The organism is Buttiauxella agrestis (genome assembly GCF_900446255.1).
Lineage (GTDB): Bacteria > Pseudomonadota > Gammaproteobacteria > Enterobacterales > Enterobacteriaceae > Buttiauxella > Buttiauxella agrestis.
Genome location: NZ_UIGI01000001.1, coordinates 1,546,084 through 1,566,804, shown reverse-complemented (window position 1 = coordinate 1,566,804; position 20,721 = coordinate 1,546,084). Strand labels below are relative to the sequence as shown.

At 53.3% G+C, this 20,721-nt stretch carries 19 protein-coding genes; 8 read left to right on the top strand and 11 right to left on the bottom strand.

Features of this window, described 5'->3' with window-relative positions; translation table 11 throughout:
- Positions 1-16: 16 nt before the first annotated feature.
- The 4 genes from DY231_RS07445 to DY231_RS07430 are packed head-to-tail and all read left to right on the top strand — an operon-like array spanning position 17 to position 4,163.
- Positions 17-1,348, top strand: a complete 1,332-nt coding sequence (locus tag DY231_RS07445) for an ABC transporter substrate-binding protein (RefSeq protein ID WP_115627822.1) — start codon at positions 17-19, stop codon at positions 1,346-1,348.
- A 9-nt stretch (positions 1,349-1,357) separates the two neighbouring features.
- Complete coding sequence (locus DY231_RS07440) at positions 1,358-2,263, top strand: carbohydrate ABC transporter permease (protein WP_115627821.1); 906 nt, start codon at positions 1,358-1,360, stop codon at positions 2,261-2,263.
- Complete coding sequence (locus DY231_RS07435) at positions 2,241-3,101, top strand: carbohydrate ABC transporter permease (RefSeq protein WP_115627820.1); 861 nt, start codon at positions 2,241-2,243, stop codon at positions 3,099-3,101. Before DY231_RS07440 ends, DY231_RS07435 begins: the two co-directional genes overlap by 23 nt.
- Before the next feature lie 3 nt (positions 3,102-3,104).
- Positions 3,105-4,163, top strand: a complete 1,059-nt coding sequence (locus tag DY231_RS07430) for an ABC transporter ATP-binding protein (protein WP_115627819.1) — start codon at positions 3,105-3,107, stop codon at positions 4,161-4,163.
- A gap of 83 nt (positions 4,164-4,246) precedes the next feature.
- Here the strand turns inward: DY231_RS07430 and DY231_RS07425 are convergent, their stop codons facing one another.
- The gene (locus tag DY231_RS07425; protein WP_115627818.1) at positions 4,247-5,467 is read right to left on the bottom strand and encodes an MFS transporter; all 1,221 of its coding nucleotides are present in this window, start codon (positions 5,465-5,467) and stop codon (positions 4,247-4,249) included.
- A 200-nt stretch (positions 5,468-5,667) separates the two neighbouring features.
- On the opposite strand from DY231_RS07425, the gene ybjG reads away from it, so the two are divergent.
- Positions 5,668-6,276: an undecaprenyl-diphosphate phosphatase gene (gene ybjG / locus DY231_RS07420; protein WP_115627817.1), complete on the top strand. Its 609-nt coding sequence runs from the start codon at positions 5,668-5,670 to the stop codon at positions 6,274-6,276.
- Positions 6,277-6,366: 90 nt separating this feature from the next.
- On the top strand, positions 6,367-7,131 hold the full coding sequence (gene deoR / locus DY231_RS07415) for a DNA-binding transcriptional repressor DeoR (protein WP_115627816.1): 765 nt from the start codon (positions 6,367-6,369) through the stop codon (positions 7,129-7,131).
- 135 nt (positions 7,132-7,266) lie between these two features.
- Here the strand turns inward: deoR and dacC are convergent, their stop codons facing one another.
- Entirely contained in the window at positions 7,267-8,469 is a 1,203-nt protein-coding gene (dacC, locus tag DY231_RS07405; RefSeq protein ID WP_115627815.1) for a serine-type D-Ala-D-Ala carboxypeptidase, read from the bottom strand.
- Positions 8,470-8,717: 248 nt separating this feature from the next.
- On the opposite strand from dacC, the gene DY231_RS07400 reads away from it, so the two are divergent.
- Positions 8,718-9,344: a glutathione S-transferase family protein gene (locus DY231_RS07400; RefSeq protein ID WP_115627814.1), complete on the top strand. Its 627-nt coding sequence runs from the start codon at positions 8,718-8,720 to the stop codon at positions 9,342-9,344.
- A 5-nt stretch (positions 9,345-9,349) separates the two neighbouring features.
- On the opposite strand, the gene DY231_RS07395 is transcribed toward DY231_RS07400, so the two are convergent.
- The 4 genes from DY231_RS07395 to DY231_RS07380 form a co-directional block, all read right to left on the bottom strand.
- On the bottom strand, positions 9,350-10,468 hold the full coding sequence (locus DY231_RS07395) for a PQQ-dependent sugar dehydrogenase (RefSeq protein WP_115627813.1): 1,119 nt from the start codon (positions 10,466-10,468) through the stop codon (positions 9,350-9,352).
- Positions 10,469-10,571: 103 nt separating this feature from the next.
- The gene (locus DY231_RS07390; protein WP_115627812.1) at positions 10,572-10,955 is read right to left on the bottom strand and encodes a biofilm formation regulator BssR; all 384 of its coding nucleotides are present in this window, start codon (positions 10,953-10,955) and stop codon (positions 10,572-10,574) included.
- A gap of 142 nt (positions 10,956-11,097) precedes the next feature.
- Entirely contained in the window at positions 11,098-12,333 is a 1,236-nt protein-coding gene (locus tag DY231_RS07385; RefSeq protein ID WP_305954886.1) for a serine hydrolase domain-containing protein, read from the bottom strand.
- Entirely contained in the window at positions 12,333-12,638 is a 306-nt protein-coding gene (locus DY231_RS07380; RefSeq protein ID WP_034496942.1) for a hypothetical protein, read from the bottom strand. The genes DY231_RS07385 and DY231_RS07380 overlap by 1 nt, the downstream gene beginning before the upstream one ends.
- A gap of 220 nt (positions 12,639-12,858) precedes the next feature.
- On the opposite strand from DY231_RS07380, the gene rimO reads away from it, so the two are divergent.
- The gene (gene rimO / locus DY231_RS07375) at positions 12,859-14,172 is read left to right on the top strand and encodes a 30S ribosomal protein S12 methylthiotransferase RimO (RefSeq protein WP_115627811.1); all 1,314 of its coding nucleotides are present in this window, start codon (positions 12,859-12,861) and stop codon (positions 14,170-14,172) included.
- Positions 14,173-14,271: 99 nt separating this feature from the next.
- On the opposite strand, the gene gsiD is transcribed toward rimO, so the two are convergent.
- From gsiD to iaaA, 5 genes are all read right to left on the bottom strand, one after another.
- A complete protein-coding gene (gene gsiD / locus DY231_RS07370) occupies positions 14,272-15,183 on the bottom strand; it encodes a glutathione ABC transporter permease GsiD (protein WP_034496948.1) in 912 nt (303 codons plus the stop codon).
- Between the two features lie 2 nt (positions 15,184-15,185).
- On the bottom strand, positions 15,186-16,106 hold the full coding sequence (gsiC, locus tag DY231_RS07365) for a glutathione ABC transporter permease GsiC (protein ID WP_115627810.1): 921 nt from the start codon (positions 16,104-16,106) through the stop codon (positions 15,186-15,188).
- Positions 16,107-16,220: 114 nt separating this feature from the next.
- Positions 16,221-17,762, bottom strand: a complete 1,542-nt coding sequence (gene gsiB, locus DY231_RS07360) for a glutathione ABC transporter substrate-binding protein GsiB (RefSeq protein WP_115627809.1) — start codon at positions 17,760-17,762, stop codon at positions 16,221-16,223.
- A gap of 39 nt (positions 17,763-17,801) precedes the next feature.
- Positions 17,802-19,649, bottom strand: coding sequence for a glutathione ABC transporter ATP-binding protein GsiA (gsiA, locus tag DY231_RS07355; protein ID WP_115627808.1), 1,848 nt, complete (start codon positions 19,647-19,649; stop codon positions 17,802-17,804).
- Positions 19,649-20,602 carry a beta-aspartyl-peptidase gene (gene iaaA, locus DY231_RS07350; RefSeq protein ID WP_115627807.1) on the bottom strand — a complete coding sequence of 318 codons (954 nt, stop codon included), beginning with the start codon at positions 20,600-20,602 and terminating at the stop codon, positions 19,649-19,651. The genes gsiA and iaaA overlap by 1 nt, the downstream gene beginning before the upstream one ends.
- Positions 20,603-20,721 lie beyond the last annotated feature (119 nt).

Genomic DNA, 20,721 nt, shown 5'->3' with positions numbered 1-20,721 from the left:
AATAAAAAGGAAGAGAATGATGCAACGTCGGGATTTATTGAAAGCGATGGCGGCCTTCGGGGTTTATGCGATGGTACCGTCTTTTGCACGCGGCGCTAATGGTGCCAAAAAGTATGATGGCGTGACGCTGAATGTCTCGACGTTTAGCACCGCCTACCCCACTTTACTGCGCCAGTGGCTACCGGAATTTGAAGCGTTGACCGGGGCGAAAGTGAACTTCGATACACCTGCGTTTCCGGTTTATAACCAGCGAGCGGATCTCGAGTTGTCCACCAAAGGTTCCGCCTACGACGTGGTCAACGTGACCTTTATCTACACCAGCCGCTGGATAAACTCCGGCTGGTTAACGCCACTGGATGAATTTATCGCCAACCCAAACCTGACCAGTACCGAGTGGGATGTGCACGACTTCCTGGCCGGCGGCCTGGGGCCGGAAACCGGGCGGGATGGCAAACTTTACGGCATTCCGTGGGTACTTGAAGGGATGCTATCAGGCGCCTCGCGCTTTGATTTAGTGACACAAGCCGGGCTCAAATATCCTGACACCACCGACGATCTGGTTAAGGTTTTCCAGGCCGTCAATAAAAAGGAACGTGTGTCGGCTTATGTGACCGATAGCCATTACGGCTGGACGTTCATTCCTTATCTGCAAGCGTTTGGCGGCAACGTTTTTCGCAATCCACCTGACGACCTGTTCCCAACGCTTGATACCCCAGAGGCTATTGCCGCGGCGGACTATTTTGCACGACTTATCCGCGAGTTTGGCCCTAACGGTGGCCTGACTTACACCGCCGATCAATCGACTCAGGCACTCAAATTAGGACGCGTTAATTTCTCCGACTCAAGCCAGGCCTACCTTGCACAGCTTGGCGACCCGACGTCTTCACGGACATTAAAAACCGTGAATTTCGGCCAACTGGTACAAGGGCCTGCGGGGCGCTTCCCGGGAATGGCGGTACACGCTCTGGGCATCCCTGCCGGTTCGAAAAATAAAGAAGCCGCGTGGGCATTTATTCAGTGGGCGCTTTCTAAGCAAACCACGCAACGTGCGGTTCAGGCGGGGTATGGTTCGCCAACACGCCGGAGCGATATTGATTCTCAGGCCTATCGCAGTAAGCAAATTATCAACGGTGTCGATTTGGCTCAGCTTTCGCTCAGCGCCATTGAGCGTGCAGCTCAGGGTGGCTACATGAAATACCGCACCGTGGATGTTTACCCTCAGGTTGACCAGCAGCTCAATAAGGCTATCGCGTTGATAATTTCGGGTCAGCTTTCGGCTAAACAAGCTATGCAGCAGGCTCAAACCGCGTCGATTGCCGATCTCAGACGCTCGGGTGCGAAAATCTAAGGAGCCTTGATGAAGGGTAAAACCAACTGGCGTAGCCAACAGCGCAACGCCTGGCTGGCTGGGTTAATGCCGTCGATTATTTTGCTGGTGGTGATTACGTTATTACCGGCGATGGCATTAGTCATTACCAGCCTGACACCGTTAAGTCTGACTAATCCCCAGGAAACATTTAATTTTAGCGATCCGCTAATTAATTACCGGCAACTTCTCGAGGATCCACGATTTCTGAATTCTATTATTACGCAAATAAAATTATCGTTAGTCAGCGTGTTATTCCAGGTGATTATTGGGCTGGGTTTAGCGTTGCTATTAAATGGCACCTCTGCGTGGTTGCATACTGCCAGGACATTATTTTTGATTCCCATGGTGCTCCCACCGATTATCGTGGCGCTTATCTGGAAAATCATTTACACGCCGGATATTAGCCCGCTGCATCAAGTCTTAGAGCTATGGGGAATCACCCTCAATTCGCTGATTGCCAATCCAGCGACCGCTTTATGGGCGATTGCGGTGGCGGATATCTGGCAGTGGTTCCCGTTTACCATGTTAATGGTGCTGGCGGCTTTGCAGATGATCCCCCGCGACCCGCTAGAAGCCGCCAGTCTGGACGGCGCGAGTGCGCGCAATATGTTCCGCTATATCGTGTTGCCCTACATTAAACCGGTGTTGGTGGTCTGCGCCCTCTTCCGGCTTATCGACAGCTTTAAAGCCTTCCCGCTGATTTACATTTTGACCGATGGCGGGCCGGGCACGGTCACTGAAGTCACCAACTATTACGGCTTCATTCAGGCGTTTAATTTCTCCTACTGGGGCTATGGCAGCGCGATCGCCGTGGTGATTCTGGTCGGGGTATTTGTACTGAGCTATATCATTGGCAAAGCGGGGTGGAGCGATGAGCGAAAAGCTAGCGCTTGAACAGGTGTCTGGCAACGCCAGACGCAGAAAGCCATTTCGTCTGCGAGGCAGTCGGGAAGTTGCGACCTGGCTATTGCTGTTGGCCGTGCTTTCCCCTTTCCTGTGGATGGTGGTGATGGCCTTTCGCCCGGCCATCGAGGTGTTTGATCTCACGCTGTGGTTTACCCCGACGCTTGATGCCTTTCGCGCACTCTGGCAGGGGAATTTTCTCCACTCGTTCGGTAACAGTCTGCTGGTGAGTACGCTGTCAACGGGGCTTTCGCTGGTCATCGGCGTTCCTGCGGCGTGGGTATTAACCCGCTGGCAATTCCCCGGGCGCAGATACGTGGCACTCTGGATTCTGGTGACCCGTATGGCACCGCCCATCGCATTCACCATCCCGTTTTATCTCGCCTGGCGCTGGTTAGGTTTGCAGGACACCGTCATCGGGCTGGCGATTGTCTATCTCACCTTTAATTTGGCGATTGTTATCTGGCTGATGCAGACCTTTTTTGCAGCCGTCCCTGGCGCTTTAGAAGAGGCGGCCTGGCTTGATGGCTGTTCTATATGGCGAACGTTCTGGACCATAACGCTACCACTTGTGGCGCCAGGCTTAGCGGCAACCGCCATTCTGTGTTTTATTTTTTCGTGGAACGATTTCTTCTATGCCTTGATCCTGACTCGTACTCAGGCCGTCACGGCACCGGTAGCAATCGTTAATTTTCTCCAGTACGAGGGGTGGGAGTGGAGCAAAATAGCAGCCAGCGGTACGTTGGTGATGCTGCCGGTCGTGGCATTTACGCTGCTGGTGCGCCGCTATCTGGTTCACGGCCTCACCGCAGGCGGTCTGAAGGACTAAATCATGGCAACGATTACGTTAAGCAATATTCATAAACGTTATGAAGATAACGTGATAATCAACGGGCTGGAATTAACCATTCACGAAGGCGAGTTTGTCGCGCTGGTTGGCCCTTCAGGTTGTGGGAAATCCACCCTGCTGCGCATGATTGCCGGGCTTGAAAGCATTACCGACGGCGAAATCGCGCTGGATGGTGAAATCGTTAACGATATTTCCCCGCAGGATCGAAACATCGCGATGGTGTTTCAGAACTATGCGTTATACCCGCATATGACTGTGGCAGAGAATCTGGGGTTTTCGCTCAAGATGCAGGGCGTGGCAAAACTGCTGATTGATGAACGCGTCGCTCAGGTGGCACAAACGCTGGGCTTATCCACATTGCTCAAACGTAAACCTGGCCAGCTTTCTGGTGGCCAGCGTCAGCGTGTGGCTATGGGGCGAGCTATTTTGCGCAACCCGCGCGTGTTCCTTTTTGACGAACCGCTGTCAAACCTCGACGCCAAGCTGCGGGTCGAGATGAGAACCGAAATTAAAGCGCTGCACCAGCGCCTGAACGCCACCATGGTTTATGTAACTCATGATCAAGTCGAAGCGATGACGATGGCCGACAGGATTGTGGTTCTCAAAGATGGGGTCATCGAGCAAGTCGGTACGCCACTTGAGCTGTACGATCGCCCACGCAATGCTTTTGTCGCCGGGTTTATTGGCTCACCTTCGATGAATTTACTTAGCGGCAAAATCGACCGTGAATCGGTGGTCACCGATGATGGTTTGCGCCTGCCGTTAGCCAACGTGCCTGCCGTCGAACAGGGGCAACGAGTCTTGTATGGCGTGCGGCCAGAGCATTTTTCTCGGGTTTCACAAGGGGGAGTGCTGGCAGAAGTGAACGTCGTAGAACCAACAGGTGCGGAAACACAGATTGCCCTTAATATCGGGAATCAAAAGGCGATTGCCGTATTCAGAGACAGGATACAAACAAAACCGGGGAGTGAAATGCGCTTACTGCCAGATGTTCAGCTCGCGCATCTGTTTGATGAGCGCAGCGGTACACGGATTAACTAGCGCTGGCGTTCAGGGGAACAGTACAGAACTATTCCCCTGAACGTGACGAATCCTCAATGGCCCTTTACCGCAAGCCCGGAAAATTACGCATCCGTTCTGTTGCCGACGGTCTTATCTTTTAAGAACACAAACATCAAACCGAACCAAATCATACCACCAAGCAAATTCAGCAGGCTGAACAAACCATTGCCGCCAAACAGATAAGCATGTTTGCTCACCTCGATACCGACGGTGAAAATCAGCATCTGCAACATGCCCATTGCCGCCGAAACCGTGCCTTTGCTCATGTCGCTGGCAAACAGCGTCAGGCGCACCAGGCCTGCGTTGGCAAGACCAATACCGAAGGCGTAAATACTCAACCCAGCAGTCATCCACAAATAAGCATGTGTTGACGCCACGGTTGCGACAGCAGCCACCACAAGGCCCGGCACAATCCACCAGCCGCCCATAATAATCAGCGAGCGCACGCTGCGGCGTGACGTTAAACGCGCCAGCACCAGGTTGCCGAGAATCAGAGCGCCGAAGATAGGCACCTGCAATAAACCATATTCGTACGTCGACAGCTTTTCACCGCTGATGATGATAATCGGCGACTGCGCAATCCACGCCAGCAACGGCAGGCTGACAAAACCAATCGCCAGCGCCCCGGCCACAAAGCGCCCGTTCTTCAGCACCAGCTTGTAGTCGTGGCCTAAATCACGCAGCGAGAGTTTTTCACCCAGACGCGTCGCGGTTTCCGGCATCGCGCGATGCAAACCATAGAATGAGAATGCGGCAAGGGCTGCAAATAGCACAAACATGGTTTCCCACGGCGCGTAGTGGATCCACGCGGCCCCAACCAACGGGCCAAGCAGCGGAGCAATGAGCGCCACGTTCGCCATCAGCGCCGTGATTTTGATACACACCGCCTCCTCGAACGATTCCTGAATCGCCGCATAACCGACCGCGCCAATAAAGCACAAGCTGACCCCTTGCAGGAATCGCAGGAAAGTAAATTGCTCGATGTTCTGCGCCAGCAACGTCGCCAGGCAAGTGACGATAAACCACACCACGCCGGTCAACATCACCGGACGACGGCCAATACGATCCGAAAGCGGCCCTAACAGCCACTGTAAAAACATGCCGCCAGCCAGATACGCAGTCATGGAGGTCGGCACCCATTCGATTCCCGCGTTGTATTGTTCGACAACCGCCAGCATGCCGGGCTGGATCATGTCATTGCCGATATACGTAGAAAATTCATAGAGCACCAGGCACAGCGGGAATAGCAGTGCCTGGCGACCCAGTCGCTTATTATTTTGCATGAAAAACTCGAAGGAGAAGAAAAACGAACGAAGTGTAATAAATTGGCTTCGCGGTAGATAGTGAATTGTTATTTAACAAGCACAATCGTTCAGTCGTTTAAGGATTTCTTAAGAAGCTCAAAGTAGGCTGTCGTCCTATGGTCACGATGCAGGGTGTACGGCATCATCTTCATTTGACGGGTTAAGGAACTCATAACGTTATGATTGAACAATTGAATCAGTCTCTTTTTTTGCTGATTAATGCCACACCGGATTCACCCGAATGGTTGATTAAATTTGCCATTTTTATTGCCAAAGATTTGATTAGCATCGTGCCATTGTTGATTGCCATTCTGTGGTTGTGGGGGCAACGCCGCCAGATGACCGCGCAACGTGTCGTCGTGATTAAGACCGCACTGGCCATTATCGTTAGCGTGTCGCTATCGTGGATTATCGGTCATGCTTTCCCGCACGACAGGCCGTTTGTCAGCGGGTTTGGCTATAACTTCCTGCATCACGCGCCAGATGATTCTTTCCCAAGCGACCACGGTACGGTGATTTTCACCTTCGCGCTGGCGTTTTTGTTCTGGCATCGGGTTTGGTCAGGCGTGGTGCTTTTTGTTATCGCCTGTGCGATTGCCTGGTCACGCGTTTATCTTGGTGTGCACTGGCCGTTGGATATGCTCGGCGGTTTGCTGGTGGGCTTGTGTTCTTGCCTGTTGGCGCAAATGGTCTGGAACCTGCTTGGCGAGTCGCTTTATGCGCGCTTGCATCAGGCCTATCGTTTCTGCTTTGCCCTGCCCATCCGCAAAGGCTGGGTGCGTGACTAACCCTTTGAGCAAAGGTAAGATGCGTTAATTAACGCCCTCACCCCAACCCTCTTCTTCTGGAGAGGGAATTAAAAGGTTTAGTTGCTCATTATGGAAACCCGGCGCGACGAACGCATCAATCGCCTGATTCAGGCGCTTAAACGCAGCGACAAAATTCACCTTAAAGAAGCGTCCGCTTTGTTGGGCGTTTCTGAAATGACGATTCGACGGGACCTCAATAGCGAACCTGGGCCGGTGGTTTTGCTGGGGGGATATGTGGTTCTCGAACCCCGCAGCGTCACGGCTAACCACTATCTGTTAAGTGACCAAAAAACCCGTCGTATTGAAGAAAAACGCCATGCGGCGCGCATCGCAGCGGCATTAGTTCGCCCGCACCAGACGGTATTTTTTGATTGCGGCACCACCACGCCTTACATCATTGAAGCGCTGGACGATGAGTTGGAATTTACCGGAGTGTGTTACTCGTTAAACACATTTCTGGCGTTGCAGGATAAACCCGGCTGTCGGGTTATTTTGAGCGGCGGCGAATTTCACGCCAGCAATGCGATTTTCAAACCGATTAATTTCCAGGAATGTCTGAATAACTTCTGCCCGGATATCGCCTTTTTCTCGGCGGCGGGTGTTCACACACGTCACGGCGCGACCTGTTTTAATCTTGATGAGTTGCCAGTAAAGCATTGGGCGTTAGCGATGGCGCAGCAGCGCGTGCTGGTGGTAGATGACAGCAAATTTGGCAAAGTGCGTTCAGCCTGTATGGGGCCGCTTGCTGCTTTTGATTTGATTATCAGTAATCAAGAACCCGACGCGGCATTTGTTGAATTTGCCGCGTCGGAGAATATTCAGATTGAGTGGTAATAAATAAGCTATACCCAAAATAGTTTGAGATTGCAGGTAGGCGACAAGGACGTGAATCCCCAGGAGCTTACATAAGTAAGTGACTGGGGTGAATGGCCGTAGCCAACACCCCTGCAACTCAAAATATGAAGGGTATTAGAACCAGGAGCCGAACCACGAATGGAATTTCATCAACACAAAGTCCCACATCCGGCTAAAGAAACCACCTTCTTCCACGGCCTGCATCACCATCAGCGGACGCTGTTCGATAGATTTGCCATTGAGCTGGAAGTCGATTGTGCCGACGACCTGGCCTTTTTTCAGCGGCGCGGTTAGCTGAGGTTCGGTCAGCGAGAAGCTCGCTTTCAGGTTCTTCAACTGGCCGCGAGGGATCGTTACTGAACCCCCTTCGCCCGCCCCGAGATTCACTTCGCTCTTGTCACCAAACCACACGCGCTGGGTCACAAACGTGGCGTCCGGTTTAATTGGCGTCACGGTTTCGAAGAAGCGGAAGCCCCACGTCAGCAATTTTTCACTTTCGTTGAAACGAATACGGTCAGTTTTGGTTCCCAGAACCACGGAAATCAAACGCATGTCGCCGGAGGTGGCCGACGCGACCAGGTTGTAGCCTGCCCCGGTGGTCGTGCCGGTTTTCATGCCGTCAACGTTAAGATTGCTGCTCCACAACAAACGGTTACGGTTCGGCTGCTTGATGTTGTTGAAGGTGAACTCTTTCTCTTTATGGATAGCGTACTCTTCAGGCACATCATGAATTAACGCTTTGCCCAGCAGCGCCATATCACGCGCGGTACTGAACTGCCCCGGTGCATCCAGGCCATGTACGGTTTTGAAGGTGGTGTTGGTGAGGTTCAGCTTTTGCGCATAGTTGTTCATCAGGCTGACGAACGAATCCTGGCTGCCTGCAACGTAATCGGCAATCGCAATACTTGCATCGTTACCAGACTGAATGATCACGCCTTTGTTCAGATCTTCAACCGAGACTAAATCGCCCGGCTTGAGGAACATCAGCGACGAACCACGCAGCGCCGGGTTGCCCGTTGCCCACGCATCTTTGCCGATAGTGACCATATCGGTCAGCTTGATTTTATCCGCTTTGATAGCCTGCCCGACGACATAGCTGGTCATCAGTTTGGTCAGGCTCGCCGGATCAAGCTGCAAATCGGCGTTCCCTTCGGCCAATACTTTGCCGCTGGCATAATCCATTAAGATCCAGGCTTTAGCATCAACTTGCGGTGCATCAGCAGTTTGTTCTGCACTAACCGCTGGCGCGGCTACCAACAGCAGGGTCGACCCTGCCAGTAATGCTCGAAGCGAAGCAGGGATTTGCAAAGTTTTCATAACACCACCCAGTATCCATTCTATAAAAGTCACGACACACGCCGTTACTCAATCGTTCAAGTTGCCAGTAAGCTAACTTGTGAAACCACATAATGAAACATAGTGTTGGTAAAGTTTTTTAAGTTTATTCGATAACTGCCTGACTTGCCGCCACGTTGATGAGTTTTTTACCTGCCGTTAAGTTTCGCTGCTGTTTTCTTCATCAGTGCACGGCATACTGGGATGAAAACCAACATAGAGGAAACAAAATGATTACTGTTTGGGGCAGAGACAATTCAACCAACGTGAAGAAAGTGTTGTGGTGCCTGGAAGAGTTAGGCGTGGCGTATCACTCGGTTCCTGCTGGCGGGAAGTTTGGTAAAACCCACGATGCCGAATATTTGGCCATGAACCCTAACGCGTTAGTGCCCTGTATTCATGATGACGCTACCGACCTGACGTTATGGGAGTCCAATACCATCGTGCGTTATCTGGCCGCGCAGTATGGCAAAGAGTCGTTGTGGATTGCAGATCCTGCGACGCGTGCGCGTGGCGAAAAATGGATGGACTGGGCAGGAACAACGTTGGCAGGCCCGCACCGTGGCGTATTTTTCAGCCTGGTGCGAATCGCGCCGGAAGATCGCAGTCAAAAACTTATCGACGAGAGTATCGAGCAATGTAACGCGCTGTTTGCCATCGTTGAAGCCGAACTGGCGAAGCAAAAATGGTTGGGTGGCGATGCGTTCAGCGTGGCGGATATCGCCCTTGCGCCGAGCGTTTACAACCTGCTCAATCTCGACGTGCAATGGCATGATTTTCCGAACCTGCAACGCTGGTATCAGCAACTGACCCAGCGCCCGGCATTTAAGAAAATCGTTATGATTCCACTGAGTTAGAAACTTTAGCTGGACGGGCTGATTTTCAGCAATTGCCCATCTGATTCGTCGGTCAGGACATACAGAAAACCGTCCGGGCCGACGCGCACATCACGGATCCGCTCGCCGTGGTCGTCAAGCAAACGCGTTTGTTCGGTGACTTTGTCGCCACTGAGCGTCAGTTCAATCAGGTTTTTCTCTTTTAGTGCGCCAATAAACAGCTTTCCTTTCCACTGCGGGAATTTATCGGCGTTATAGAACGCCATGCCGCTCACCGCAGGGGAAACCTTCCAGTAATAAATGGGTTGTTCAGTGCCCGCCACAATTTCACCTTTCGCTTCCGGGATCGGCAGCCCGCTGTAATTGATGCCCCAGGTCGCCAGCGGCCAGCCGTAGTTTTTACCCGCCTTTGCTACGTTGATTTCATCGCCACCCCGCGGGCCGTGTTCGTTGAGCCACAGTTCGCCATTCGCCGGATTAAACGCCATACCCTGCGGGTTACGGTGTCCATAAGACCAAATTTCACTGCGCGCGCCCTGCTTGCCGACAAACGGGTTATCCGGCGGCACTTCGCCGTCTTGCGTCAGGCGCACCACTTTGCCCTGAAGTTTATCCATGTCCTGGGCAGTCGAACGCTGGTTGTTTTCACCGAGCGCGATAAACAAATAACCCTTGCCGTCAAACACCATGCGTCCGCCAAAATGATTGCCGGTCGAGAGTTTCGGCGTCTGGCGGAACACCACTTTGAAATTTTCCAGGCGTTCCATATTGCGGCTTAAGGTTCCGTAGCCGACGGCGGTTCCGGCTTTATCATCGCTATTGCCTTCGGCAAAACTGAGCCAGACACGGCGACTTTTTTCAAAATCCGGTGCCAGCACCACGTCCAGTAAACCTCCCTGCCCATGCGCCCAGACTTTTGGCACACCGACAATCGGATCGCTTAAGCCCTCTCCGGGCTGCCAGCGGCGTAATTGCCCGTCACGCAATGTAATCAGCATGCCCTGATTTTGAGGTAAAAAAGCCAGTGACCAGGGGTGATCAAGTTTGCTTTGCAGCACTTCAACTTTTACCCCGGCGGCATGAGTCATGCTGGCTGAAAGTAAGAGTGAAGCGGCGATGAGTGTACGAAACGGCAGCCGTGGCATGGCCTTCTCCTTATCGGTTTATCCGATAAGGTTAGTCTTCCAGGTCAGGAGGGCGCGGAATTTTACAAAAACTTAAACAGGGGGAGTCACCTCCCCCTGCTGGTCACGTTTCTACCGCCAGTGGGTGGCCCATAATCTCTTTCAGGCTGTCGGACAGATCAGACAGGCAACTTTCCAGTTTTCCAGCGTCGATGGCAATGTACTGCGGGCAATCGTGACGCCCGGTCATCAGGCAAACTGCGGCAGAACACACCGCGCTCATTCCTTGATTCAGGCTGGCTATTTCTTGCAGCGCAAGAGGTGATTTGAGGCGTAAGGACTTCTCGCGATATTCATTCGACAAGTCGAACAAGTTATCGCGCAGATGCTCAGTTTCAACGACCGACATATACCCTTTCGCTTTTCTCATGCGCAGATAAGCGGCAATGTCTATTTTAGCGATGATCATCTTTTTCAAGAGATCGCGTTTGAGTGGCTCCCCAGTCATACATTTACCCTCCGTGTGGTTCCAATCAATAACACACACTTATAGTATGGATAAGTTTTAACCGGACCTGGCTTTTTTGCCGAGTTTTTTGATCCATGGCAATAAGCTTTACAAAGGCTAACAATCGCAGCGAAACAAGGGATTACGCAGCGGTAGGAGCCCGACAAGTGGCCGCCTGCTGCTTCTCTTCAAGCATCTGCCGTAACACACTGTGCCCAAGGTTATTTTGCCAGGTGAAGCTGTTTTGCAGCACCACCACAGCGAAGTGATTCACGCGGTCAATACCAATATAGCTGGAGTAGCCCCCGATATATCCCACCTGATAAGTGATCGCTTGCTCGCCATAAGTATCCGTGACCCAGGCGATATTGGCGGCTTCTTTGTCACGCCGCTCGTTGTTACGCGGATAGTAGATTTGCATCGTATCGTTAATTGCTTTATCCAGCGTTTGATCGCCCGTGCTATCCAGATGGGCTGCGGCAAACGTCAGCAAATCGGCGGTGTCGGTGTACAAACCGCCTGCACCCAGCATATTGCCGTGGAATTGCCAGTCCGGCACCACTTGCCCACGCGGAACAAACTTTGGCTGGCTACCCGCGTGACCAATCGCCCGCTGGGGGTAACTTCTTAATTTCTGAGGGGTAAAGCTGCTGTTACGCAGATTCAGTGGGTCAAAGATCAACGCCTGAACCAGTTGGTCGGCGCGCCGCCCAGTTTGATAACGCAGAACATAATCCAGCACCGCGTAGCCCAGGTTGGAATAACGTGGCTCGTCATTGTGCGGTTTGGAGAAATCAGCCAGGTCATTCACCACCTCGTCGCTATCAAGATGAGCATAGAAATTCTCACCGTTACCCAGATAGCGAATAAACGCGGTCAGCATCGGCAAGTCCATATTTTGCCGTGGCAAACCAGAAGTGTGCGTCACCAGTTGCAGCAGGGTGATTTTTTTTGCGTCATCGCTTAACGGCACCGATGGCGGCAATAACGTTTCAAGAGTATCTGACCAATGCAGACGCCCCTGCGCCACCAGCACCGCCGTTGCTTCAGCGGTCATGCCTTTACTGAGCGAGCCAACCGCAAACAGCGTGTGCTCATCGACCGGATACTGATGTTCGCTATCGGTGACGCCAAAATGCCAGTAATGGCGTTGCCCATTTGCATCAATCACTCCCACCACCATCGCGGGCGATTGCTGTTCAACCATGGTGGGAAGCCACTGGTTGATATCACGCGGTTGTGAAGCGCCACAAACACGCTGTGCCTTTTGCGGCGCTTCGGCCTCAGGGGCGACGTTAGACAGCGTTCCACACCCTGCCAGCGTAAAACCGAGCAGCAGCGTACTCAGGCCCGCCAGGCGACAGTGTGGCTGCATCATTAATTCGCCGCAACACAAGGTTTGGCATCAAGGCCAATCAGCATCGTGCGGTTTTCACCGACTTTCTTCAGGCCGAAATTACTGCTGTGGTAACGGTAAAACGCCTGCCCACCGGACATATTTTGATAGGAATAACGGTCGCCGTTATACCAGGCGTAGTCGCCATCTATTGCCAGTTTTTCACCGCCACAGACAAACTTTTGCGCGGTTGCAGGAGGCGTGTTGAGCGGGGTTGGAATCACGTTACAAGCCGACAGCAACAAGGCACCCGTCAGCATCCCGGAAAGGGCTAAAATCTTACGCATAGTGCGGTTCTCTCTTTGAGCGGGAGGTTTCAATATAAACTTCAAGCAAACGAAGCGGGGAGATAATAGAGCCAGCTTACCCACTAAGCAAAAATAAGCCTTATCCAATCGTCTGAAATTGTTTGCGCGGCAGTTTAAAAACAACCAGTAGAGCCTTGCCCAAAACCCGTGTAGAATCGCCCGGCTTTTATTTTCTGTTTACTTTGTGAGCGTAACCCGTATGCAACAACCCCGTATTGGCTTTGTATCCCTCGGCTGCCCAAAAAACCTCGTTGATTCTGAACGGATCCTGACTGAGCTGCGCACCGAAGGTTACGATGTAGTGCCTAGCTATGATGATGCCGATATGGTTATCGTTAACACCTGTGGCTTTATCGACAGTGCCGTACAAGAGTCGCTCGAAGCGATCGGCGAAGCGCTGAACGAAAATGGCAAAGTGATTGTGACCGGCTGTTTAGGGGCTAAAGAAGATCAAATCCGCGAAGTGCACCCTAAAGTTCTGGAAATTACCGGCCCGCACAGCTACGAGCAAGTTTTGCAGCACGTTCACCACTATGTGCCGAAACCAAAACATAACCCGTTCCTGAGCCTGGTGCCGGAACAAGGCGTGAAACTGACCCCGCGTCACTACGCCTACCTGAAAATTTCTGAAGGCTGCAACCACCGTTGCACCTTCTGCATCATCCCTTCCATGCGTGGCGATCTCGACAGCCGTCCGATTGGCGATGTGCTGTCTGAAGCGAAACGTCTGGTAGATGCGGGCGTGAAAGAGCTGCTGGTTATCTCTCAGGATACTTCAGCTTACGGCGTGGACGTTAAGCACCGCACCGGTTTCTACAACGGCGAGCCGGTGAAAACCAGCATGGTCAGCCTGTGTGAGCAGCTGGCTAAACTCGGCGTCTGGACGCGTCTGCACTACGTTTACCCATATCCGCACGTGGATGATGTGATTCCATTGATGGCGGAAGGCAAGATCCTGCCGTATCTGGATATTCCTTTGCAGCACGCCAGCCCACGCATTCTGAAGCTGATGAAGCGCCCAGGCAGCGTTGATCGCCAGTTGCAGCGCATTAAGCAATGGCGTGAGATCTGCCCGGATCTGACGCTGCGTTCCACCTTTATTGTGGGCTTCCCAGGCGAAACCGAAGAAGACTTCCAGATGCTGCTCGACTTCCTGAAAGAAGCGCGTCTGGATCGTGTTGGTTGCTTCAAGTTCAGCCCGGTAGAAGGTGCGACCGCCAACGAACTGGCCGATCCGGTGCCGGAAGACGTGAAAGAAGAGCGCTGGAACCGCTTCATGCAGCTACAACAGCAGATCTCTGCTGAACGTCTGCAAGAAAAAGTGGGCCGCGAAATTCTGGTTATCATTGATGAAGTTGACGAAGAAGGCGCGATTGGCCGCAGCATGGCTGACGCTCCAGAAATCGACGGCGCGGTTTACCTGAACGGCGAAACCAAACTGAAACCAGGTGATGTGGTGCGCGTGAAAGTTGAAAACGCGGACGAATATGATCTTTGGGGTTCAGTGGTTTAAGTTCTGAATGTCGGATGACGCTAACGCTTATCCGACCTACGGATAAGCAGTTGTAGGGCGGATAAGCGCAAGCGTCATCCGCCTTTTTTATCGCTAAAATCACCCTTTTATCTTCGGGTCCAAAGCATCCCGCAATCCATCCCCCAGCAAATTAAACGCCAGTACCGTCAGGAAAATCGCCAGGCTCGGAAAGAGCGCGACGTGAGGGGCTATCACCATATCGGCCCGCGCTTCGTTGAGCATTGCGCCCCATTCCGGCGTGGGGGGCTGAGCGCCTAAACCCAAAAACGACAAACTCGCCGCCGAAATAATCGACGTGCCAATGCGCATGGTGAAATAGACCACAATCGACGAAACCGTACCCGGTAGAATATGGCGGAAAATAATCGTCGCATCAGATGCGCCAATGCTGCGTGCCGATTCGATAAAGGTTTGGTGTTTCAGTACCAGCGTATTGCCGCGCACCAGGCGGGCAAAGGCCGGAATGCTGAAAATGGCGACGGCGATAATCACGTTCGACATGCCGCTGCCCATTACCGCAACCACGGCTATTGCCAGCAAAATCCCAGGGAAAGCGAACAGCACGTCGCAAATGCGCATAATCACCCGGTCCCACCAGCCTTCGTAATATCCCGCGAGCAGCCCAAAGAACGTGCCGATCAATGCCCCGATTAAGACCGAAAATACCCCCGCCGCCAGCGAGATTTGTGCGCCGACCAGAACACGGCTGAAAATATCGCGCCCGAGAGAATCCACGCCGAACCAGTGCAGCATCGACGGACCATCGTTTAGCCGGTCATAGTCGAAATAGTTTTCCGCATCGAACGGCGAAATCCACGGAGCAACCAGCGCCACCACAATCAGAAACAGCACGAATAACCCGGCAAGCATCGCCACCGGTTGTTTGCGTAAGCGGCGCAGAAATTCGTGCCACGGCGTGCGCACCTGGTTTGGCCGAACAATCGGCATCGCGTTCAGTACCGCCTGGCGTCGCCAGTTAAAGAGTCGCATCCTTACTTGTACCTGATGGCCGGGTTAATGGCGGCGTACAGCAAATCCACCACTAAGTTGATAACAATAAATTCCAGCGAAAATAGCAACACTTCCGCCTGAATCACCGGGTAGTCGCGCATTTCGACTGAATCCACCAGCAGGCGCCCAAGCCCTGGCCAGTTAAAGACTTTTTCAACAACAATCGAGCCACCGAGCAGGAAACCGAACTGCAATCCCATCATGGTGACGACCGGGATCATCGCGTTGCGCAGGCCGTGTTTAATCACAATCAGCGTTTCGCTCACCCCTTTGGCGCGCGCGGTGCGCATGTAATCTTCTTGCAGCACATCCACGAACGAGGCGCGAGTAAAACGTGCCATCACCGCAGCGACTGCCGCCCCCAGCGTGACAGACGGCAAAATGTAGTGCTGCCAGCTATCGGCACCGACCGTCGGCAACCAGCCGAGTTCGACGGAAAAAACCTGCATCAGCAACATGCCGAGTGCAAACGCGGGGAATGAAATACCGGAAACCGCGATCGTCATGCTGAGTCTGTCCGGCCAGCGATTACGCCACACGGCAGCAATAATGCCGGTGAACAGACCAAAAATAACCGCCCAAACCATGCTGGTGATAGTGAGCCAGAAAGTCGGCATAAAGCGGCTGGCGATCTCTTCGGAAACCGGACGGCGTGAAACCATCGAGGTGCCGAAATCCCCCTGCACAATGTTGCCGATATAGTGCAAAAATTGCTGCCACAGCGGTAAATCCAGTCCCAACTGTTTGCGCACCATTTCAATCACGGTGGCATCTGCTTCCGGCCCGGCGATTAAACGCGCCGGGTCGCCGGGGAGCAGATGGACGAACAAAAACACCAGCACCGCGACGATAAGCAGTGTGGGGATCAGGCCCAGCAGGCGTTTGAGGAAATAGTTAAACATTGTCCCCCCTCACCCTAACCCTCTCCCCCAGGAGAGGGGATTGGATCGCGTGTCGTTCCCCCTCTCCCTCAGGGAGAGGGTCGGGGTGAGGGTGAAAACACGCCACCAAAATCATCACTCTTTCAAATCCGCATCATCAAAACTAAACCCGGTGTCTGGCATCACATAAAAACCGCTGAGGGTTTTGCTGTGCGCGGAAACCAGTTTTTCGACCACCAGCGGCACCCACGGATTCTCTTTCCAGATGGTATCCTGCGCGTCTTTGTACAGTTTCGCTTTATCATCACGATTGGTGGTTTTCAGCGCGTCACTCAGGTCTTTATCCACCTGCGGATTGCTGTAGAAGGCGGTGTTAAACAGCGTTGGCGGCGAGTTAGATGAGGCAAACAACGGCGACAGCGCCCAGTCTGCTTCACCCGTCGAGGCCGACCAGCCGGTGTAGAACATTCTCACGCCGCTCTCTTTCTGGCCTTTAGCTTCCACTTCCGCGGCACGCTGTCCGGCATCCATCGCCGTGACTTTCACTTTAATGCCGACCTGAGCCAGTTGCTGCTGAGTGAACTGCAACACTTTCTGCGCGGTGCTGTGGTTGTGGGATGACCACAGCGTGGTTTCGAAACCATTCGGATAGCCCGCTTCTTTCAGCAGTTCACGGGCTTTTGCCGGGTCATACGGCCACGGTTTGTAAATTTGTGCGAAGTCGATAGACGGCGGCACCACGCCTTCTGCTGGTGTGGCGTAACCCGCAAACGCCACTTTCACCAGCGCCTGGCGGTTAATCGCATAGTTAATCGCCTCACGCACTTTCGGGTTATCAAACGGCTTTTGCGTCACGTTCATGCTGAGATAACGCTGCATGATGGAAGGCGATGCCACCAGTTCCAGCTTGTCGTTTTTCTCCAGCACGCCAGCCTGCTCGTAAGGGATGGGGAAGGCAAACTGCGCTTCGCCGGTCTGGAGCATGGCCGCTCGGGTGTTGTTATCAACAACCGGACGCCAGGTGATGGTGTCGAGCTTAGGCAGGCCCTGTTTCCAGTAACCGTCGAATTTCTTCACCTTCACAAAATCGGTCTGATTCCAGGTTTCAAGCTGATACGGGCCAGTGCCGACCGGATGGAAGCCAATCTCTTTGCCGTATTTTTTCAGCGCAGCCGGGGAAATCATCGCCGTTGCCGGGTGGGCGAGAATATTAATAAACGCCGAGAACGGCTGTTTAAGGGTGATTTTTACCGTGTTGGCGTCCACCGCTTCGGTTTTGGCAATGGCTTTATACAGGTTGTAGCGCTTGAGATGGTTTTCAGGATTGCTGGCGCGATCGAGGTTAATCTTCACCGCTTCGGCGTTGAAGTCAGTCCCATCCTGGAATTTAACGCCAGGGTGTAATTTGATGGTGTAAACCAGCCCGTCGTCAGAAACGGTGTAGCTTTCGGCCAAAACGTTTTGCAGTTTCATCTCTTTATCAAGGCCAAATAGCCCCTGATAAAACGACTTCGCTACTGCCTGCGACAGCGTATCGTTAGCATCATACGGGTCGAGCGTGGTGAAGTTGGACGCAACAGCAACAACGACATCTTTCGCCGCGAATGCCGGTGCGGCAATCACACTGGTCGCAAGCCCTGCGGCTAAAAGCCACTTTTTATTCTCAAACATGGTCATTGTGTTCTCCTGATTATCCTTACCGGACTCAATTTTTTATTATGGGCGAGCGACAAAATGCCCTGGCCCAACATTCACAAGCGTTGCAACATGCGGTTCGCTCCCCAGCTTATGCGTGGAACTGGGGATATCATCAGAAAGCAAAACGGGTTTGGGACGGCGGTGCGTAGGGTCAGCCACCGGAACGGCGGCCATTAATTTTCGGGTATACGGATGCTGCGGATTTTCAAACACGGCGCGTCGCGGGCCAATTTCAACAATTTGCCCTAAGTACATCACCGCCACGCGATGGCAAATACGTTCCACCACCGCCATATCGTGAGAAATAAACAGAAAAGCGATGCCGAACTCGCGCTGGAGATCCATCATCAGGTTGATGATTTGCGCCCGAATCGACACATCAAGCGCCGAGACAGACTCATCGGCAATCACCACTTTTGGATTGAGCGCCAATGCACGGGCGATGCAAATACGCTGGCGCTGCCCGCCGGAAAACTCATGCGGATAACGCCACGCATGTTCCGCCTGCAACCCGACGCGCTCCAGTAACCAGGCCACGCGTTCTTGCGCCTGCTCTTTGGACATCACGTTGTGAACCAGCAGCGGTTCCATGATGGAATACCCCACCGTCAGGCGCGGGTCGAGTGAGGCGTACGGATCCTGGAAGATAAACTGAATGTCTTTGCGCACATGCTGCATGTTGGCATTGGAAAGCGTGTCGATGCGCTGGCCGTTGAAGTGAATGCTGCCGCCCTGGGTTTCCACCAGCCGCAGCAGCGCACGCCCGGTAGTAGATTTGCCGCTCCCTGACTCCCCCACCAGCCCCAGCGTTTCGCCGGGCCACAAATCAAAACTCACTTTTTCGACCGCATGCACCCGGCTGGTGACACGGTTAAAAATGCCGCTGCGAATATCAAAGCGTGTCACTAAATCGCTGACTTGCAAAATGGGAACGGAACCGGGCGCAATGGTGTTTTGTTCGGTTTCCGCTTCGGGTTTATCGGGGTGTTGCGGGTCAACCAGCGGAAATTTACGCGGCAAATCACGGCCATTCATCGCGCCAAGGCGCGGAACCGCTGCCAGCAACGTTTTGGTATAAGGGTGAACCGGTGCGCTAAAAATTTTCTCTACGGTGCCGGTTTCCACCGCCTGGCCGCGATACATCACCAGCACGCGGTCGGCGATATCCGCCACCACACCCATATCGTGAGTGATGAATATCACGCCCATCTGCATTTCATCTTGTAGAACGCGAATGAGCTGGAGAATTTGCGCCTGAATAGTCACATCCAGGGCGGTAGTCGGTTCGTCGGCAATCAGCACCGCCGGACGGCACGAGAGCGCCATGGCAATCATCACCCGCTGGCGCATCCCGCCTGAAAGCTGGTGCGGATAACGGCCAAGAATCGCTTTCGCTTCCGGAATGCGCACCCGTTCGAGCATGCGCCTGGCCTCTTCCATCGCCGCGTGTTTATCCAACCCCTGATGCAGGCGGATAGATTCCGCAATTTGTTCTCCCACCGGAAACACCGGATTGAGCGAGGTCATCGGCTCCTGGAAAATCATCGCGATATCGGCACCGCGCACATGGCGCATTTGCGATGAACTTAATTCGGCAGGCGCGATCACCTCACCGTTGCGACGGCGCAGTAGGATGTTATCGCTTTCAACGCGACTTGCGGATTTTTCCAGCAGGCGCATTAACGCCAGCGCCGTCACTGATTTTCCCGAGCCAGACTCCCCGACAATGGCCAGCGTTTCACCCCGTTTTAGCGTAAACGACAGGTCAGATACCGCCTGAATGTCGGTATTTTCCTGGCGAAAGCTGACGTTGAGTCGGCTTACCGACAGCACTTCGTCCTCGGGAAGTTCATGACTTCTGGGCATCAGCCCTCCTGGCTTTGATAGATTCCAACGCTCGGGGCATCACCGACAAAACCGTAGCCGCGGTACATCCCTTCGCTATTAAATGGCAATGCCACATTGCCTTCGCTATCAATGGCAATCACTCCCCCGCTACCTTGCAGCGCCGGAAGTTTTTCCATGACGACGCGCTCGGTCGCCTGATGCAGACTTAGCCCGCCATATTCCATCAGGGCTGCGATGTCGTAAGCCGCGAGCGTTTTCATAAACACTTCACCCGTGCCGGTGCAAGACACCGCAACGTTGGCGTTATTGGCGTAGCAACCCGCGCCGATTATCGGTGAATCACCTACACGGCCCGGCAATTTGTTGGTCATGCCGCCGGTGGAGGTCGCCGCAGCCAGGTTGCCGTGTTTATCAAGTGCGACCGCGCCGACGGTGCCAAATTTGGTGCCAGGGTCGATAGGTTCGCCGCCGCCGTGATCCAACACCGTTTGTTGGTTTGCACGGGCGTTTTGTAATTGATCCCAACGCTGTTGAGTGAAAAAGATATCGGGCGAAACGGGCTCAAGGCCATGCTGCTCAGCGAAGTTTTCAGCGCCTTTGCCAATCAGCAAAACATGCGGGCTGTGCTCCAGAACCTGACGCGCAGCGAGAATGGGGTTACGAATATGACTGACACCCGCCACCGCACCGGCTTCAAGGCTGTTGCCGTCCATGATGCAGGCATCCAGTTCGTGCGTACCGTCATGGGTAAATACCGCTCCGATCCCGGCGTTAAACAACGGGCATTCTTCGAGCATCCGAACCGCTTCGGTCACGGCATCCAGCGCAGTACCGCCCGCCTCGAGCAACGCCTGGCCTGCCTCAACGATTTCCGAGAGCGCCTGAATATACAGCAGCTCTTTTTCGGGGCTGAGTTGTGCACGAGTGATGGCTCCCGCGCCACCGTGGATCGCGATTACTGCTTTGCTCATTTCGACATTGCCTTGTCAGAGTGCGTTGTATTGTCGGAGTCCGTTGTGTTGTCGGATGGCGCTTCGCTTATCCGACCTACAAAAACTACGAAAGCTATAAATATCAGAATAGTGACTGT

Coding starts and splice junctions, on each gene's coding strand:
- DY231_RS07445 (WP_115627822.1), top strand. CDS start 17: ATGATGCAACGTCGGGATTTATTGAAAGCGATGGCGGCCTTCGGGGTT.
- DY231_RS07440 (WP_115627821.1), top strand. CDS start 1,358: ATGAAGGGTAAAACCAACTGGCGTAGCCAACAGCGCAACGCCTGGCTG.
- DY231_RS07435 (WP_115627820.1), top strand. CDS start 2,241: ATGAGCGAAAAGCTAGCGCTTGAACAGGTGTCTGGCAACGCCAGACGC.
- DY231_RS07430 (WP_115627819.1), top strand. CDS start 3,105: ATGGCAACGATTACGTTAAGCAATATTCATAAACGTTATGAAGATAAC.
- DY231_RS07425 (WP_115627818.1), bottom strand. CDS start 5,467: ATGCAAAATAATAAGCGACTGGGTCGCCAGGCACTGCTATTCCCGCTG.
- ybjG (WP_115627817.1), top strand. CDS start 5,668: ATGATTGAACAATTGAATCAGTCTCTTTTTTTGCTGATTAATGCCACA.
- deoR (WP_115627816.1), top strand. CDS start 6,367: ATGGAAACCCGGCGCGACGAACGCATCAATCGCCTGATTCAGGCGCTT.
- dacC (WP_115627815.1), bottom strand. CDS start 8,469: ATGAAAACTTTGCAAATCCCTGCTTCGCTTCGAGCATTACTGGCAGGG.
- DY231_RS07400 (WP_115627814.1), top strand. CDS start 8,718: ATGATTACTGTTTGGGGCAGAGACAATTCAACCAACGTGAAGAAAGTG.
- DY231_RS07395 (WP_115627813.1), bottom strand. CDS start 10,468: ATGCCACGGCTGCCGTTTCGTACACTCATCGCCGCTTCACTCTTACTT.
- DY231_RS07390 (WP_115627812.1), bottom strand. CDS start 10,955: ATGACTGGGGAGCCACTCAAACGCGATCTCTTGAAAAAGATGATCATC.
- DY231_RS07385 (WP_305954886.1), bottom strand. CDS start 12,333: ATGATGCAGCCACACTGTCGCCTGGCGGGCCTGAGTACGCTGCTGCTC.
- DY231_RS07380 (WP_034496942.1), bottom strand. CDS start 12,638: ATGCGTAAGATTTTAGCCCTTTCCGGGATGCTGACGGGTGCCTTGTTG.
- rimO (WP_115627811.1), top strand. CDS start 12,859: ATGCAACAACCCCGTATTGGCTTTGTATCCCTCGGCTGCCCAAAAAAC.
- gsiD (WP_034496948.1), bottom strand. CDS start 15,183: ATGCGACTCTTTAACTGGCGACGCCAGGCGGTACTGAACGCGATGCCG.
- gsiC (WP_115627810.1), bottom strand. CDS start 16,106: ATGTTTAACTATTTCCTCAAACGCCTGCTGGGCCTGATCCCCACACTG.
- gsiB (WP_115627809.1), bottom strand. CDS start 17,762: ATGACCATGTTTGAGAATAAAAAGTGGCTTTTAGCCGCAGGGCTTGCG.
- gsiA (WP_115627808.1), bottom strand. CDS start 19,649: ATGCCCAGAAGTCATGAACTTCCCGAGGACGAAGTGCTGTCGGTAAGC.
- iaaA (WP_115627807.1), bottom strand. CDS start 20,602: ATGAGCAAAGCAGTAATCGCGATCCACGGTGGCGCGGGAGCCATCACT.